At 61.7% G+C, this 14,694-nt stretch carries 17 protein-coding genes; 8 read left to right on the top strand and 9 right to left on the bottom strand.

The features are described 5' to 3' along the window. Window positions 1-56: 56 nt before the first annotated feature. A complete protein-coding gene (locus tag ACLI1P_RS00280; protein WP_411709116.1) occupies window positions 57-827 on the top strand; it encodes an esterase/lipase family protein in 771 nt (256 codons plus the stop codon). On the opposite strand, the gene ACLI1P_RS00275 is transcribed toward ACLI1P_RS00280, so the two are convergent. Genes ACLI1P_RS00275 through bioB form a run of 3 tightly spaced genes read right to left on the bottom strand, consistent with a single transcriptional unit; the run spans window position 816 to window position 2,995 of the window. Next, the gene (locus ACLI1P_RS00275; RefSeq protein ID WP_411709115.1) at window positions 816-1,733 is read right to left on the bottom strand and encodes a Sir2 family NAD-dependent protein deacetylase; all 918 of its coding nucleotides are present in this window, start codon (window positions 1,731-1,733) and stop codon (window positions 816-818) included. The two genes, ACLI1P_RS00280 and ACLI1P_RS00275, sit on opposite strands and share 12 nt — an antisense overlap. Window positions 1,734-1,748: 15 nt before the next feature. Next, the gene (locus tag ACLI1P_RS00270) at window positions 1,749-2,015 is read right to left on the bottom strand and encodes a hypothetical protein (RefSeq protein ID WP_411709114.1); all 267 of its coding nucleotides are present in this window, start codon (window positions 2,013-2,015) and stop codon (window positions 1,749-1,751) included. Next, the gene (bioB, locus tag ACLI1P_RS00265) at window positions 2,015-2,995 is read right to left on the bottom strand and encodes a biotin synthase BioB (RefSeq protein WP_144790713.1); all 981 of its coding nucleotides are present in this window, start codon (window positions 2,993-2,995) and stop codon (window positions 2,015-2,017) included. Before bioB ends, ACLI1P_RS00270 begins: the two co-directional genes overlap by 1 nt. Before the next feature lie 78 nt (window positions 2,996-3,073). Between bioB and ACLI1P_RS00260 the strand changes: the two genes are divergently transcribed. Together ACLI1P_RS00260 and ACLI1P_RS00255 are read left to right on the top strand one after the other, a co-directional pair. Continuing rightward, window positions 3,074-4,381 (top strand): M20/M25/M40 family metallo-hydrolase, encoded by a 1,308-nt coding sequence (locus ACLI1P_RS00260; protein ID WP_306508207.1) that lies wholly within the window; start codon window positions 3,074-3,076, stop codon window positions 4,379-4,381. 44 nt (window positions 4,382-4,425) lie between these two features. After that, window positions 4,426-4,962, top strand: coding sequence for a hypothetical protein (locus ACLI1P_RS00255; protein WP_411709113.1), 537 nt, complete (start codon window positions 4,426-4,428; stop codon window positions 4,960-4,962). A 17-nt stretch (window positions 4,963-4,979) separates the two neighbouring features. On the opposite strand, the gene ACLI1P_RS00250 is transcribed toward ACLI1P_RS00255, so the two are convergent. Next, window positions 4,980-5,294 carry a CHY zinc finger protein gene (locus ACLI1P_RS00250; protein WP_411709112.1) on the bottom strand — a complete coding sequence of 105 codons (315 nt, stop codon included), beginning with the start codon at window positions 5,292-5,294 and terminating at the stop codon, window positions 4,980-4,982. Between the two features lie 54 nt (window positions 5,295-5,348). Further along, window positions 5,349-5,996 (bottom strand): TetR/AcrR family transcriptional regulator, encoded by a 648-nt coding sequence (locus ACLI1P_RS00245; RefSeq protein WP_296134486.1) that lies wholly within the window; start codon window positions 5,994-5,996, stop codon window positions 5,349-5,351. A gap of 69 nt (window positions 5,997-6,065) precedes the next feature. Here ACLI1P_RS00245 and ACLI1P_RS00240 point away from each other — a divergent pair, with 69 nt between their 5' ends. Then, window positions 6,066-7,274, top strand: coding sequence for an MFS transporter (locus tag ACLI1P_RS00240; RefSeq protein WP_296134485.1), 1,209 nt, complete (start codon window positions 6,066-6,068; stop codon window positions 7,272-7,274). A gap of 150 nt (window positions 7,275-7,424) precedes the next feature. On the opposite strand, the gene ACLI1P_RS00235 is transcribed toward ACLI1P_RS00240, so the two are convergent. Then, complete coding sequence (locus ACLI1P_RS00235) at window positions 7,425-7,661, bottom strand: CHY zinc finger protein (RefSeq protein WP_296134484.1); 237 nt, start codon at window positions 7,659-7,661, stop codon at window positions 7,425-7,427. Further along, on the bottom strand, window positions 7,661-8,488 hold the full coding sequence (locus ACLI1P_RS00230; RefSeq protein WP_296134483.1) for an esterase/lipase family protein: 828 nt from the start codon (window positions 8,486-8,488) through the stop codon (window positions 7,661-7,663). Before ACLI1P_RS00230 ends, ACLI1P_RS00235 begins: the two co-directional genes overlap by 1 nt. 104 nt (window positions 8,489-8,592) lie before the next feature. Here ACLI1P_RS00230 and ACLI1P_RS00225 point away from each other — a divergent pair, with 104 nt between their 5' ends. Next, complete coding sequence (locus ACLI1P_RS00225) at window positions 8,593-9,123, top strand: membrane lipoprotein lipid attachment site-containing protein (RefSeq protein WP_306508200.1); 531 nt, start codon at window positions 8,593-8,595, stop codon at window positions 9,121-9,123. Window positions 9,124-9,400: 277 nt separating this feature from the next. Here ACLI1P_RS00225 and ACLI1P_RS00220 read toward each other — a convergent pair whose 3' ends face one another. Continuing rightward, entirely contained in the window at window positions 9,401-10,246 is an 846-nt protein-coding gene (locus ACLI1P_RS00220; protein ID WP_411709111.1) for a type II CAAX prenyl endopeptidase Rce1 family protein, read from the bottom strand. Window positions 10,247-10,419: 173 nt separating this feature from the next. Here ACLI1P_RS00220 and ACLI1P_RS00215 point away from each other — a divergent pair, with 173 nt between their 5' ends. Further along, window positions 10,420-11,607, top strand: a complete 1,188-nt coding sequence (locus tag ACLI1P_RS00215; RefSeq protein WP_411709110.1) for a sensor histidine kinase — start codon at window positions 10,420-10,422, stop codon at window positions 11,605-11,607. Next, entirely contained in the window at window positions 11,600-12,262 is a 663-nt protein-coding gene (locus ACLI1P_RS00210) for a response regulator (RefSeq protein ID WP_306508197.1), read from the top strand. The genes ACLI1P_RS00215 and ACLI1P_RS00210 overlap by 8 nt, the downstream gene beginning before the upstream one ends. Before the next feature lie 428 nt (window positions 12,263-12,690). Here ACLI1P_RS00210 and ACLI1P_RS00205 read toward each other — a convergent pair whose 3' ends face one another. Further along, on the bottom strand, window positions 12,691-14,172 hold the full coding sequence (locus ACLI1P_RS00205; RefSeq protein WP_411709109.1) for a multicopper oxidase domain-containing protein: 1,482 nt from the start codon (window positions 14,170-14,172) through the stop codon (window positions 12,691-12,693). A 193-nt stretch (window positions 14,173-14,365) separates the two neighbouring features. Between ACLI1P_RS00205 and ACLI1P_RS00200 the strand changes: the two genes are divergently transcribed. Beyond that, window positions 14,366-14,692: a heavy-metal-associated domain-containing protein gene (locus ACLI1P_RS00200; protein WP_408929852.1), complete on the top strand. Its 327-nt coding sequence runs from the start codon at window positions 14,366-14,368 to the stop codon at window positions 14,690-14,692. Window positions 14,693-14,694 lie beyond the last annotated feature (2 nt).

Genomic DNA, 14,694 nt, shown 5'->3' with positions numbered 1-14,694 from the left:
GGTACCCGCGCAAGGGCAGAATCTACATAAATTCCTTAATCTGAGCTGAGAGCATCATGGTTCCTCCTTCCCTTCCCCTCGGCGCGCGCATCCCGGCGCGCGGCGTCTTTGAGGACGACTGGTCCGCCCGCCCCACCGCACAGCGGCCGTGGCCGGTCATCCTCATCCACGGCACGTGCGATACCAAGGGCATCTGGCAGGAGCTGGCGTCGCGCCTGCGCGCGGACGGCTGGGCGGTCTTCGCCCCGGATTACGGCCAGCGCGCCACCGGCCCCATCCCGGAATCGGCCCGGCAGCTCGGCGCGTACATCGAGGCGGTCCTCCAGGTCACCGGCGCACAACAGGTTATCCTGGTGGGCCATTCCCAGGGCGGGCTGCTGGCGCGCTACTGGATGCGCCGCTATCAGGCCGCAGATAGGGTGCGGCACGTGGTGTGCCTGAGCGCCCCCAACCACGGCACCACGGAGGGCGGCATCACCAATCAGCTGGTGCGCAATGAGCGGCAGGAGGGCGTGATGCGCTCGCTTATCGACGCCTGGTTTGGCCCCGCCGGCCGCCAACAAATCGCCGGCAGTGACATCATCGCCGCCACTAACGGCGCAGCCCACGGCACCGAAGTTGAGCCGGGCGTGACATACACGTGCATTGCCACCCGCTCTGACATCGTCGTGGTCCCGCCCAGCTCCTGCTTCCTCGAGGGCGAGGGTGTGCGCAACTTCTATGTGCAAGACACCGACCGCTGGGCCATCGTGCGGCACGAGAACATGCCCTTGGATAAGCGCGTGTGCGCGCTGGTGCGCGAGGATCTGGCGGACTTAGAGGTCTAGCTCGTCCAAGAGCGCGTCGAAGGCCGGGCCTACCTGCGTGCGCCACAGGGTATCCACGCGGTCGTCGGCGCGCCCCGGCCCGCCGTTGATGGTGGCCACGCGCTTGCCCTGCTTCTTGGCCTCGAGCACGAAACGGAAGCCGCTCATCACTGCCAGCGAGGAGCCGGCCACCAGCAGGGACTCTGAGCGCTCCAGCAGCGCGTAGGCCGCGTCCCGTCGCTCCTTCGGCACGGGTTCGCCGAAGTAGACCACGTCCGGCTTGAGCTTCTGGGAACCACAGCGCACGCAGCCGGGCATCCGGAATTCCGCGACGGCCTGCTGGCTTAACGCCACGTCTCCGTCGGGGTTCACATCCGCGTCATCGACCACCCAGCGCTCCAAGTAGCCGGGATTCGCCGCGGCCGCGCGGGCGTCGTAGTCCCCGCGCGCTTCCTCGACGCCGCAGCTCAAGCAGATGACGTGCTCCATGTCGCCGTGCAGCGCGATGAGGCGCTGCTGCCCCGCCGCCTTGTGCAGGCCGTCGACGTTCTGCGTGACCAGGCCGCTCAGCAGCCCGGCGCGCTCGAGCTCCACCAGGGCATAGTGCGTGCGGTTGGGCTGGGCGGCCTGCATCACCCGCCAGCCCACAAACGCCCGGGCCCAGTAGCGGTGCGAGGCCTCCGGATCGTGGAGGAACTCCTGGTAGGTCATGGGCCGGTGGCGGCTGAGCGTGCCGTTCGGCCCGCGGTAGTCCGGCACGCCCGATTCCGTGGAGACGCCCGCCCCGGTGAGCACCATGACGGCGCCGCGGGTGAGCTGCCGGGAGACCGCGCCACGCGCCTGCGTCTCCGGCGTGGGGGACGCGATCTCGGTGACGACGCGGGAGATCGAGCGCAGCGCGGACTGGTGGGCGTCGAAGGGATCCATGGGCGCCCACTCTAGCTAGCCCAGCGTCTCCTCGTAGATATCGTCCGAGTCGAGCTCGCCGTGACGGGAGCAGCGCGCGTTCCAGCCGTCGGGGCGCACCTGCACCACCATGCGGCGCCCGCACAGCTGGCAGTAGCGCGGCACGTCAAGACCGGCCGCAGCCGCCGGGTGAAGGGGAAAGTTCTCACTCAGCGGCTTGCCGGTGTTGGGGTGGAACAGTGGCTCCTCGCCCGCGAGGACGGCAGCGGCGAGCTCCGTCGACTCGCCTGGTGAAGGGGCCATTAGAGGGCCTTGATGGGCAGGTCGATGCGGCCGAGCATGTCGACGTCCTTCTCAATCTGCTTGCCCAGCGTGGTGAGGTAGTTGCCGGCAATAATGGCGTTGATGCCACCGAGGAGGCCCTGCTCCGTGCCGTCGTCTCCGAGGGAGAGCTCGCGGCCGCCCGCAAAGCGCAGGGTCACCGACGGCATGGCCAAACGGAAAGCGGCCACCGCGCGCAGCGCCTCACCGAGCGGGACCAAGGGGCGATCCGCAAACGGGGTGCCCGGGCGCGGGTCGAGGAAGTTCATCGGCACCTCGCAGGGCTCAATCTGGGCCAGCTGGTAGGCAAACTCGGCGCGGTCCTCCAGGGACTCGCCCATGCCGATGATGCCGCCGGAGCAGACCTCCATGCCTACGGCGCGGACGTTGTCGAGGGTCTCCTTGCGCTCTTCCCAGGTGTGGGTGGTGACCACGTTGGGGAAGAAGGACTTGGAGGTCTCCAGGTTGTGGTTGTAGCGCTGGGCGCCCATGTCCTTGAGGCGCTGCGCCTGCTCCAGAGTCAGCGTGCCGAGGGACAGGGAGATCTCGATGTCCACCTCGTCGAGAATGGCGGGGATAGCCTCGGCGACCTGGGCCAGGAGGTTTTCATCCGGGGCCTTCACTGCGGCAACGATGCAGAACTCCGTGGCACCGGACTTAGCGGTCTTCTTCGCGGCCTCCACCAGCTCCGGGATGTTGAGGCGGGCGGCACGCACGGGGGACTCGAAAAGGCCGGACTGTGAACAGAAGTGGCAGTCTTCCGGGCAGCCGCCGGTCTTAATGGAGATGATGCCTTCCACGGATACGTCCGGGCCGCACCACTTCAAACGGGTCTTGTGGGCGATGTCAGCGATCTCTTCCAGCTGCTCATCGGGTATCTGGAGGACCTGCAGGAGTTCCTCTTGGTTGAGGCCAATGCCCTGTTCGAGGGCCTTCTCGCGTGCGATATCTACGATGCTCATGGCAGAAACCCTACTTGAACGGCGTTCAAGTTGTGGAAAATCGCCGCCTTTTCCTTCAGCGGACTACCCTTGAGGGCCATGACTCTCTACGACGACACCCTGGCCCTCCTCCAAGAGCTCATCCGCAATGCCTGCGTTAACGATCTCACGCCGGATTCCGGCCACGAGGTCCGCAACGCCGACACTCTGGAGAAGTTCTTCGAAGGCACCCCGGTGGAGATTCAGCGCTATGAATCGCACCCTGGCCGCGTCACCATCGTGGTGACCGTTCCGGGGGATGCGGACAAGGAGCCGCTGACCCTCATGGGCCACACCGATGTCGTGCCCGTGGACGAGCCCAAGTGGACCAAGCCACCCTTCGACGCCGTTATCGAAGACGGCAAGCTCTACGGCCGCGGCGCGGTCGACATGCTTTTTATTACAGCGACGATGGCGGCGGTAACGAGGGACGTGGCCAAGCGCGGCAACCCCGGCGGCACCCTGGCGTTTGTCGGCATGGCAGACGAGGAGGCGCGCGGCGGTTTGGGCTCCATCTGGATGGATGAGCACCATCCGGAGGCGTACTCGGTGCGCAACTGCCTTTCGGAAACCGGCGGCAGCCACCTGCCCGGCGCGCTGGGTTTCAACGTGGGCGAGAAGGGCGCGGGCCAGCGCCGCCTGCACGTGCACGGCGACGCCGGCCACGGCTCGACGCCGTTTGGCAAGGACTTTGCCATCGTCAAGATCGGTGAGGTGGCTCGCCGCATCGCTGCCGCCGAGCCGCCCGTGGCCACCGACGAGGTGTGGCAGAGCTTCGTCAAGACCTTCCGCTTCGACCCGGAAACGGAAGCCGCGCTTCTCGACGGCTCCGCTACCGCCGCCGACTACGAGAACTTTGGCAACCTCGCCGCTTATGCCCATGCGTTCTCGCACACGACGATCTCCGAAACGGTGTTGCGCGCCGGCGGGGCGATTAACGTACTGCCCTCCCACGCCTACCTGGAGATGGACATCCGCCCCTTCCCCGGTCAGACGCAGGAGGATCTCGATGACTTCCTGCGCGCAGCCCTCGGCGATATGACCGATGAGGTGGAAATCGAGCACCTTATTACTGAGGACGCCACGCAGTCCTCCACGGATACTGAGCTGTGGCGCTGCATCGAGGAGACCGCCCACGAGTTCTTCCCGAATAAGGAAGTACTGCCGGTGCTAGCGACAGGAGGATCAGATCTGCGCGTGGCCCGCCGCCGAGGCGGCAATGCTTATGGCTTCGCGTTGCATGCTGAGGATCGGGATATGGCTAGCGCCAACTCGCAGCTACACAGCCACGACGAGCATCTCTATTTGGAAGACTTGGATCTCACTGTGAAAGCGTATTCTTCGCTGGTAAATCGCTTCCTGCGGTAGGAGCACTAGCGCAAAAGTGTAAAAGGTGTGGCACAATGTGGCGCATGAGAAACAAGCTTGTCCTTTGTTCCGCTGCTGCAGCCGTCACCGTCGGCCTTGCCACCCCCGCCGCATCTGCCGACATGGTCGATGACTACCTGGCCAAGGTACCGGCCGGCCAGATCTCCTGCGAGCAGGCCTCGAAGTACTACACCAACCCGTCCGACTACAACAGCAAGAAGTCCCAGGCGCTGGCCGCCGCTAACTTCCACCCGCGCGGCGGCGAAATCCGTGACGCCGTTGCCCGCGCCGACGAGGCTATCGCTCGCTGTGGCCTGAACGGTGGCGGCAACAACGCCGGTAACAGCAACACGGCTCCCGCCAACAACGGCGGCAACCACCAAGCTGCTCCGGCGCCTGCGAACCAGAACCAGCCGGCACCGGCCCCTAACCATGGCGGCCAGTCTGCCCCGGCTCCGGCCAACAACGGTTTCCCGATGTTCCCGGTGGCCTTCGGCAACTACACCTTCTACCTCCCGGACCTGCTGGCCTACCTCAAGACCCTCGTCGAGGGCACCCCGCTGGCCCCGCTGCTGCCCTAAGCAGCAGCCTTAAAGTCCTAGCGGAAATACGTCCCCGCGTGCAGCGCGCAGCCGGTATTGAAGGCATGCCCGCACGCGGGGCATTTATATGCCGGGCCTAGTTCATCGCCGGCGTACTCGGCATACGTCATCTGCTGACCGCACGCCCCGCACATCACGCACAGCTCCTCCTTCGGCATCGCGCCAAACTCGTGGTCGGTGAGCTCCGCGTGGCACAGCGAGCACGCAAACCAACCGCCGCAGGTGCGGCACTTGTTTGCGACGACGTCGACAAGCGTATGCCAGTGACGGCAGCGCCCCTCCGTGTCGATGGCGCCCTGAATCTTAGTCATGTACTTCTCCCGCGTGAGACCCCAGAGGATGTGGTGCTGAACGTAGGCGGCGCGCTACGGCTCACCCAGGCGTTCGGCCAGTCCGGTGAGGAAGACATCGACGAAAGCGTCGAAGGAAGCGGCGAGGAAGTTCTCGCCCGCCGTGCCAGAAGGCTGCTGGCCGTCGAGGGAAGCGAGGAGAGTCAAGACAGAAGGGGCTCCCTCTGGCGGGACGGGGATGGGGGAATCGGGTACCTCGGTGTGGCCGGGCGTGGGGGCAACCTCCGCCAAGAGGTAGCCATTGAGTGCGCAGAAGAATGACTGAACGCTAAAGAGCTGCTGCTCGGGAGGGATTCCGGCCTCGTCGAAGACTGTCAACGTCGGCGCGATGTGCGCGATTTCCGCCGGTGTGGAAATCGGACGGGTAGCCACGAGCACGAAGAGATTGGGGTGGCGCAGGGCGAGGGCGCGGTAGGCACCGGCAGCGCTGCGCAGTGCTGCCTCCCAGGTTGGGGACTCCGAGGGGAGGGTGAGTTCAAGGATGAGGTGTTCGTGGATGGCGTCGAGAAGCTCGGCCTTGTTGCGCACGTGGTGGTAGAGGGACATTGCCTGCACGCCCAGACGGCCGGCGACGGCACGCATGGACACACGCTCGAGGCCCTTTTCATCACCAATGGCGATGGCTGCCTCGACGATGGCATCGCGCGTAATGATCCGTGACACGTGACCTCCTTCTGGGCGGCCGCCGGACTACGATAAAAGGTGAAACTTACAGTGTAAGGGAGAAGGAACATGAAGCACCCATTTCGCTGGCTGCTTGGCGGCCAAGCCATATCTGCACTCGGTTCCCAGGTTACGTTCATGGCACTGCCGCTCATCGCAGTCACGCTTCTTGATTCTAACCCCCTCCACATGGGCATCCTCGGCGCCCTGGACAACCTGCCCTACCTACTCTTCGGTCTGTTCGTCGGCTCGCTCGTGGACCGCCGCCGGCGCCGCCCGCTCATGATCGCCTCCGACCTCCTTCGTGCGCTGGCCGTCCTCACGATTCCGGTGGCATTCCTTGTCGGTGGCATCACGTTTACCCACCTGTGTCTTGTCGCTTTCGCCGTTGGCCTGGGCAACCTCGTCTTCGACGTGGCCTGCCAGGCGCAGATGCCGGACATCGTCGGTGAAGACGGCGACCTTGTGCAGGCCAACGGCGCGCTGCAGACCACCTCCGGCATCGCCTCGCTCACCGCCCCGGGCCTCGTGGGAGTCTTTATCGCCACGGTAGGTGCGCCCCTTGCCATGCTTATCGACGCCTTCTCCTACCTCATCTCCGCCGCCAGCCTCCGCATGATTGGGCCCGATTCCTCTACCGCCACCGCCGACGCCACCGTGTGGGAGGACGTGAAGACCGGCGTAGGCTCCGTCGTGCGCGATAACCGCTTGCTCGGCCTCACCGGCGCGGGCGCCGCCGTTTCGCTGGGCATGAACGCGGCTTTCTCAGTTCTCATGGTGTTCCTCGCGCGTGAGCTGCACGTCAGCACGATCGGCATCGGGCTGGTTTTCCTCGCCATCGCTCTTCTCGGCGCCACCGGCGCGCTGACCGCAAACCACCTGGCCAAGGCTGTGGGCGCTGGACGGGTGCTCCTGTGTGGGCCGGTGGTGGCAGCCGTGGGACTGGTGTGCATGGCGCTTGCCGGCCACGTAGCGACCCCGCTGCTCCTCATCTACCTTGGGGCAGGCTTGTGCGGCTGGGGCATCATGACCAGCCAAGCTCTTGCCGCCGGCCTGCGCCAAGCCTTCGCCCCTGAAGAAATTCGCGGCCGCGTACTAGGCACGATGCGCTTTGTGGAATGGGGCATCATGCCGCTCGGTGCGCTCCTTGGCGGCTTCGCAGGCCAACTGCTCGGCGTGGCCCCGGCCGTCGCCTTCTCCGGCGCACTCGTCGCCACCGGCTCCGTGTGGGTCCTCACCACCGGCCTGGCCCGCCTACACAGTGTGCCGATTCCCTAACTCGGCCCACGATCAATGTCGTTCACGGTAAAGAGCGCCGAAAAGCGGCGGCGGATTTTAGCGCTATTTACCGTGAGCGTCGGCCTTAACAACACTTTTGGGGATGCGGATGGAATTCTCCAAAATTCCGTCCGCATCCCCAAATGTCCCTTAAGCCTTATATGCCGAGTATTCGGCGTACGTCATTTTTCGGCCACAGACCCCGCACATGACGCACAGCTCCTCCTTCGGCATGGCGCCAAACTCGTGATCGGTCAGCTCCGTATGACAGAGCGAACAGGCGAACCAGCCGCCGCAGGTGTGGCACTTGTTCGCGACAACGTCGACAAGCGTATGCCAGTGACGGCACCGGCCCTGCCCGTCGATAGCTCCTTGAATCTGTGTCATTAGCGCGTCAGCCCCCATATGATCTGCTCGTGCACGCGCGGATCATGGGGCAGCTGCCCATGGTCGACGGGGGCGGACTCCACGTTAGCCACGTCCGCACCAGGCACAGCGCTCAGCTTCGAGGTCTGGTTCGGTGTCACGGTGTTATCCGCTGGCGAATAGATAGATGTGTAGGTGATACCGGGCGCGGTGTCCGGCAACTGGTTGAGCTCCTCCATAAAAATTGAGCCCTGCAATTGCTGAATACCGGCGCTGGTACCAACGAAATTGACCACATCGGGGGCGATTTTTGCCGCAGTATTGAGGGGCGTTGCTCTGTCGCCCCACGACGTCCCGTGGAAGTTTGCGCCGATGGTGACCACTCGGTTTACTTCTTCTGCTGAGCCATACAGCTGCGTGAAGGTCTTGGTGTGCAGCCCGCCCTGTGAGAAGCCGACGAGGTTTACCTTGTCTTGGCCGGTGACCTCACGAATATGTTCAATCTGCCCAGCTATTTCGCGCCCAGAAGAATCCAGATCCGCAATGCCCTTCATATAGTCGTAGGCGTTCTGGTAGGTCAGGTCATCCGCTCCATAGTCGAAGGCCCACACGCACATACCCTGGTCCTTCAGCTTCGGGATGAGGTCGTTCCATTCGGCTGAATTTGCCGAAGTTCCATGCAATAAAACGACGGGTTCAGTGACAGAGCCCGTGGCCTTACAATCCGGATCATTGATGCCCAGACCCTGCGCAGCGGAGGTTTCCATGGACTCAGCATGAGCCGGAACCGGTGCGGAAGTGCCGAGAAGGATGGCGAGGAAGGCGCGCTGCAGAATGCCGTTTTTCATGAGCGATTAGTTTATCCTCCAACTCTGGCCACCTACTGTGTCATTCCTGTGCGCAAGTGGAGTGACGGCCACTACCATAGGAATGGATAGACAAAGGATCTGAAATGAAGCGAATTCTCTCTCTTGCTGCTGCGCTCTTTGTGCTCAGCGGCTGCTCTCTCGACGTCGAGCCTTCCACAAGCACTCTTGAGAGTGAGACGGTGCCAAGTGAAAGCACGAGCATTACCGAAGAGGCCCCACACCCCACCCTCCCCGCCGCTGAGGACAGCACCGAGAATATCGGCGTTGATCACCCACAAGAAGAAGTCATTGGCTTTACCGAGGCTCCCAGTGCGGCGCAGCCTTCTCCGATGGAGAAAACCATCGAATCCTGCGGTGACGTCTCACTGCACGAAACCGGAACCACATTCTTCAGCGATGGAACCTCTGGCTGGACACAACAGTGCGCCGACGAAATGTTGGCAGCGAATCCCCCAGTTCAAGAAGCCGCCGCTGTGTATGAAGCACCCGCCGTACAACAGAACTACGTTCACCCCGGCGCGTATTGCAACGGAGGTAGCGGCGTATCAAAGCGAGGCGTCCCTATGACGTGCGCACCCGCATCTGATGGCAGGATGCGCTGGCAAAGCGCTTAGGCCGTGCGCCACCGGGAGGACTGGATTCTGAAAACGACTACAGCCCCGCATCATCATGCGGGGCTGTCACAGGGTGTGACGTTCACGATGGCAGCGCAACATCGCTTTTTAAAGAGCATCTCCCGAGAATTTCCACCTGTCCACTTGTCTCCTTGACCCAGCACATACTGTGGACATGGGAAAAGCTCGCCCAGTTTGGCTAGACGAGCTGCATGCACTGCCAGCTCCGCATGGCCCTGCTCTAGCCCCAACCATGCGGCACTCTCGAAAGGGAAGTCTAAAGGCTTTTCTTTTTCGAACTCCACCACGCCAAGAGGGCCAAACCCGTAGCAAGCTGTGTCATGCCTAATGTGACCCACGCCGTTGAATCGAGGGCCACGGGAAAGAGGATTGCCAACACGGCCATCACCGCATGCATGCCACCATGTGTACCAGCCGCCCACCACACGCTTTTCTTCCACACAACCACTGCGCCGGCGAGAACCGCCATGCCGAGAGGAAGAACGAGGTACAAGAGAAAATCTGTTGTGCTTTGTTGCCCACCCGAGGAGAAGAGATGCGGAACAGTAAAAGCCAAAGTCGTCCACACTACCGTGAATATGGGTCGCTCAGCTGTAGTAGAAAACAGCCATCCACGATAAATCAATTCCTCTGGAATACCCTGCAGGAGATAAGAACGCACTAGAACATAGACGACACTAGCCACTATCACTCCCACTGAAGCGGTGTTGGGGACCGCATCGTGCTGTGCCTCAGGCTCCGAGAACAGCGATAAGAAAACCCAACCAATTGCCATCGGTACTGCGACGATAGCTGTGCCACCGAGAATTCCAGAGAGGATTTTCGAAATATCAAAAAGTCCGATCGCCCGCAGTTGTCGCCGCTCAACAAACCGCATCCATCCCCATAGCATGATCACCACAGCGATCGGGGTCAGCAGAAAGATTGCAGCATTAGCTCCGATCCCCACAGCGTCTTCTCGCTTCGCGACGGGTAGCTGGTGCAGCGGAACACGCACCATATTAGAAGCCATAAGCATGACGAAAGCGGCAACGATGCGAACTAAGAGTCCCCACCAGTTCAATGGAAGACGTGGGGAAAGAGGCAATGGAAGTTTGTTCATGTCAGGAAAATTACAGCTACTGCGAGCTGCTTTTAAGTGTCTCCCGTCATGACTTCAGGTCGCAAAATACATGACCCGCGTCATGGGTCGGCCGGTCTAGGATTAGTCCTATGCCCTCCCGAGCTCGCCAAATTGCTCCGTCTACGTATGTTGCGTCGACACATGACGTCGCCATGCTTGCGCAGCCTTTTCTAGCTTTTCTCAGCCCGTTAGCGGTGTTTATGATTCTCGCTATTGTGCGCTGGGATACTCCCCAGGCCATGATCCCCCAACTCGTTGCCCTGACGCTTTATCTTGGCTCTGAAATCTGGTGGTCGCACGCGGTAAAAAAGCGCCTGCCTCTCACTGCGGCTACGTGGTGCTTCGCTGCGTCGGCCCTAGTTGTATTCCTCACCGCGAATAACTCATCCTCGCTGGTAGTAATCTGGCTTGGGGTCGTGGCCGTAGTCATTGTCCAGTCGTTGCGTGCTGGAATCATCTACGGTCTAATCCCTGTCTTGACACGCTCAGCCGGAATCCATGTCGTCGCCGGCTCTAGCGTCAGCAGAATTATTACTGAAACTCTAGCGGCGTTCTCGCTGATAGCAATCGGTGTCTTTCTTGCACGCCTCGCCCGTACGGCAGCCACCGATGCTGTGGAGAAAGCCCACCGGGCTGCAGAACTCGCCGACGCAAATGAACAGCTACGGCACTCCATCGAGACCGCCCGTGAGCTCACACTCTCAGAAGAACGCGGACGCATTGCAGCAGCTTTGCATGATGGTTTAGGACATCGGCTCACGGCCATCAGCATGAGCTTGGATTTTTCCCAACGCATGATAGCGAAAAACCCACAACGCGCCGCCGAAGAGATCACTCATGCACGCGAAACAACAATTGCAGCGCTCGACGATATGCGCACTGTCGTGCGGGCCCTCCACCCTATTCGTTTAGAATCCGAAGGATTTTATGATGCACTGACTGCGTTGGGAAACTCCTTTTCTTCTACCGCACTGACCGTTGAGGTAGCAGTAGCGTCAAACGCCCCACAACTCACACCTCTCGCGGAAAGCTTTTTTCTCGCTGCGGCACAAGAGACCTTAACCAACGTGGTCCGACATAGTGCAAGCGCCACCACGGCACGCATATCCGTGATTTTTGACAGCGATCTCAACGTCATCACTATGTCGGTTTCCGACAACGGCCCAGGTTCTGATGACTCGGAGGCTGGCTTCGGTATTCGCTCGCTACAAGAACGGGCCGAAGCGCTTGGCGGACGAGTCCTCGTTTCGGGGCACGGGGGAATTGCTGATGGATTTCTTCTCAGTATCGAGCTGCCTGTGACTAGCTGCCAACAGAAGGACAGATCAACGTATGCCTAACCGAGTAATTCTCATCGATGACCATGAGCTGCTTCTCCGTGGCCTCACCTTAATCTTCGACACCATCGACGAGTGCGAAGTCGTCGCAACTACTACCGATGGAACAAAGGTGGGCTCCCTGATCGATGCTTTTGCACCCGACATTGTCGTCACAGATGCGGTCATGCCTGGCTTCGATGGGCTCGCTGTCGTACGCGAGTGTGCGACGCACTACCCTCATGTTCCCGTACTGGTTCTCACCACCTTCGACGACGCCACACTGGTCCGCTCACTCATCGATGCTGGTGCTGCAGGCTATCTACTCAAAGACATTGATGCCAATCATCTCGCGGAAGCGATCGATGCCGCCGCCAGCGGCGGCATCGTCCTCGATCCCCGTATTGCCCGTATGCTGCACCAACCAACAAACGCGAGCTGCAGTCCATCATCTAGAAAGCCTGCGCCCGTGGAGGGAGTCACCATCTTGACGCGTGCAGAGCGTAAAGTCGCGACCCTTGTTGCGGAAGGAAAGAACAACAAGGAAATCGCTGAAATTCTCTACTTGGCCGAAGGCACCGTAAAGAACCATGTGTCCGTCCTACTGCGCAAGATGAGGGCGTCCGATAGAACCGTCCTCGCTCTCACTCTTGCCCGCGCCTTTGGTCAACTAGATTAAATCCAATAGATTCGTGCCCCTAGTCCCGTTCGGCGTTCACGAACTGAAAGAGGAAATACTCGGGTCAACCAAGCGCAGCTGAACATGTGATTTTCAATGCGCCTTCCATCGCCGCGCGGAATTCCATTGAGGGGAATGCTAGCTCCGGTGCTTTTCTTTTGCCTTGCGGGCGGTCCAACTAAAGCCGACCAAGGCAGCAAAACGGCGGGGCACTTCAGTGCAAACTGCTTGTTCGCGCCAGTTAGGGCGTAGGCAGGGAAAGTCGACGGAATTGAGAACAGCCACGAGTATCTCGTTGTATGTTTCCCCTCATGGGCAGCTTTCAAGGCAAGGGGGAAGAATCACTCTAGTGGGCCCCTCCGACGTGACTGCTAACGTTATTTTCGGTTCACCCCCGCCCACCTCGGCACTCAACCCTGCTGTGGGGGTTACTCGTAGCGAAGCGAGCTGACCATCCCGGTTTCCATGTGATAGGCGTTATGGCAGTGAAATGCCCACTCACCGGGGTTGTCAGCGATCAGGTCGGCGATCATGGTTTCACCGTGGCGGAGAAGGACGGTGTCCTTGCGTAGTCCGCCGCTGCCGGGCAGCGCCCACGTGTGGCCGTGGATGTGCATGGGATGGGGCATCATGGTCCTGTTGCGCATGACCATCCGCAGGCGCTGGCCCTCCTGCACGGTCGCGGAGGAGGATTGGCCGTCGGTGAGAATGCTCCATTCATACGGCATCATCTGCCCGCCCAGGTCGATGCTGACTTCTCGGTCTGGTGTGCCCTCGGGCAGGAGTGCACGGTCTGCTGGCTTCAGGGAGGACAGAAGCAGTCCGGTGGACGACAACTCGGGGAAGTCGACATCGGGGTGGGGGGCCTGGCCGCCGGCGGTGCGGATGACGGCGAAGGCGCGGTCGTCCTTACCCACCGCCAAAGCCGTGAGCGGGAAGATGCCGTCGCCGAGGATGACCTCGACGTCGACACGCTCGCCCATCGACAGGTAGATCGATTCGGTCTCCCTGGGCTGGACAGGGAAGCCGTCGGTGTGGGTGACGGTCATGCGGTGACCACCGAGGGCCACCTTGAAGATGGTGTCACCGCCGGAGTTGATAAACCGCAGGCGGGCCTTGTCGCCCGGGCGAGCCTCGAAGGTCCGGTGAGCACGGGGGATACGTCCGTTGATGAGGTAGTGCGGATACATCACATCGCCGGCATCCCCGCCCAGTACCCGGTCCGGGGTGCCGTGCATCATATGGCCGTGACCTCCCATTCTCATCCTCCCGTTATGGTCGCCCGAACCCATTCCGGTGAGCTTGTCGAGCTCATCGTCGGGAGTGCCCTGAATGCCATCGACCCAGTCGTCGAGCACGATGGTCCACTCGACGTCCTGGTCCTCAGCGTCTTGCGGGTCACGGATGATCAGTGGGGCGTGGAGGCCGCGATCAAGCTGCAGGCCGGTGTGGGAATGGTAGAAGTAGGTGCCACCGTGGGGGACTTCAAAAACATAGGAGAAAGACTCGCCAGGTTCAATGGGGTCCTGGGTCATGCCGGGCACACCGTCGGCTGCGTTGTGGAGTGCGATGCCATGCCAGTGGATGGAGGTGCTCTCAGGCAGTTCATTGGTGATATCGACCTGGAGGACGTCGCCGGCGGTGGCCTCAATGGCCGCATCCCCGGTGTCAGAGACGTATCCCCACGTCTTGGCTTCGATGCCGCCGATATCCAGAGAGAGGGGCCGGGCGGTCAGTGTCCGGCGCACCGTCGGCTCACCGAGTGCAGTGGGGGTGGGAGTGGGGCGAAGGGAGGAACCTGGTGCCGAGGCAGCAGGTCCAGGGTCGCTGGTGCAGGCGGCCACGGCCCCGGTGCCGGCGAGGACGAGTCCGCCGAGCAGAAACTGTCGTCGGGAAAACGCGTTCGTCATGATTTAACCTTCCTTGGTACAAGATTTCAGTGACACGGGAGACAGGCGCAGGTGAGGACCCTGCCCCGCGTGAGGGCTGTGCCCTCCACCCCTTGAAAATATACCCCTAGGGGGTATGCTGAAAATATACCCCTAGGGGGTAAACGCTAGAGAGCGGCATCGCCGCACCCCACCGAACCGAAGGAGCTTTCCCATGATCACCTCCACGCCCCGCATCTTGCCGATGGCCTCCCACGGCTGCAACTGTTGCGGACCTGCCTCACGTACCGACACCGCCTCCATCCCTGCCACCAGCGACTCGTCGGCAGGAGGGTCCTCCCCTAGCTACCAGGTCACCGGCCTGACCTGCGGGCACTGCGCGAAAAGCGTGACCCAGGCCCTTCAGGCCCTCCCCCAGGTCGACGACGTCCAGATTGATCTCGCTGCTGGTGGAGTTTCCACCGTCACGGTCACCGGTGTCGTACCTCCGAAGATGGTTCGCCGGGCCATCGAGGAGGCCGGCTACACCGTCTTATCCTGATC

Source organism: Corynebacterium tardum, assembly GCF_046717785.1.
In the GTDB taxonomy this organism is placed as follows: Bacteria; Actinomycetota; Actinomycetes; order Mycobacteriales; family Mycobacteriaceae; genus Corynebacterium.
Note: the sequence above shows the minus strand (reverse complement) of the source record. Positions and strands in the feature narration are given on the sequence as shown.

Coding starts and splice junctions, on each gene's coding strand:
- ACLI1P_RS00280 (WP_411709116.1), top strand. CDS start 57: ATGGTTCCTCCTTCCCTTCCCCTCGGCGCGCGCATCCCGGCGCGCGGC.
- ACLI1P_RS00275 (WP_411709115.1), bottom strand. CDS start 1,733: ATGGATCCCTTCGACGCCCACCAGTCCGCGCTGCGCTCGATCTCCCGC.
- ACLI1P_RS00270 (WP_411709114.1), bottom strand. CDS start 2,015: ATGGCCCCTTCACCAGGCGAGTCGACGGAGCTCGCCGCTGCCGTCCTC.
- bioB (WP_144790713.1), bottom strand. CDS start 2,995: ATGAGCATCGTAGATATCGCACGCGAGAAGGCCCTCGAACAGGGCATT.
- ACLI1P_RS00260 (WP_306508207.1), top strand. CDS start 3,074: ATGACTCTCTACGACGACACCCTGGCCCTCCTCCAAGAGCTCATCCGC.
- ACLI1P_RS00255 (WP_411709113.1), top strand. CDS start 4,426: ATGAGAAACAAGCTTGTCCTTTGTTCCGCTGCTGCAGCCGTCACCGTC.
- ACLI1P_RS00250 (WP_411709112.1), bottom strand. CDS start 5,294: ATGACTAAGATTCAGGGCGCCATCGACACGGAGGGGCGCTGCCGTCAC.
- ACLI1P_RS00240 (WP_296134485.1), top strand. CDS start 6,066: ATGAAGCACCCATTTCGCTGGCTGCTTGGCGGCCAAGCCATATCTGCA.
- ACLI1P_RS00235 (WP_296134484.1), bottom strand. CDS start 7,661: ATGACACAGATTCAAGGAGCTATCGACGGGCAGGGCCGGTGCCGTCAC.
- ACLI1P_RS00230 (WP_296134483.1), bottom strand. CDS start 8,488: ATGAAAAACGGCATTCTGCAGCGCGCCTTCCTCGCCATCCTTCTCGGC.
- ACLI1P_RS00225 (WP_306508200.1), top strand. CDS start 8,593: ATGAAGCGAATTCTCTCTCTTGCTGCTGCGCTCTTTGTGCTCAGCGGC.
- ACLI1P_RS00220 (WP_411709111.1), bottom strand. CDS start 10,246: ATGAACAAACTTCCATTGCCTCTTTCCCCACGTCTTCCATTGAACTGG.
- ACLI1P_RS00215 (WP_411709110.1), top strand. CDS start 10,420: ATGCTTGCGCAGCCTTTTCTAGCTTTTCTCAGCCCGTTAGCGGTGTTT.
- ACLI1P_RS00210 (WP_306508197.1), top strand. CDS start 11,600: ATGCCTAACCGAGTAATTCTCATCGATGACCATGAGCTGCTTCTCCGT.
- ACLI1P_RS00205 (WP_411709109.1), bottom strand. CDS start 14,172: ATGACGAACGCGTTTTCCCGACGACAGTTTCTGCTCGGCGGACTCGTC.
- ACLI1P_RS00200 (WP_408929852.1), top strand. CDS start 14,366: ATGATCACCTCCACGCCCCGCATCTTGCCGATGGCCTCCCACGGCTGC.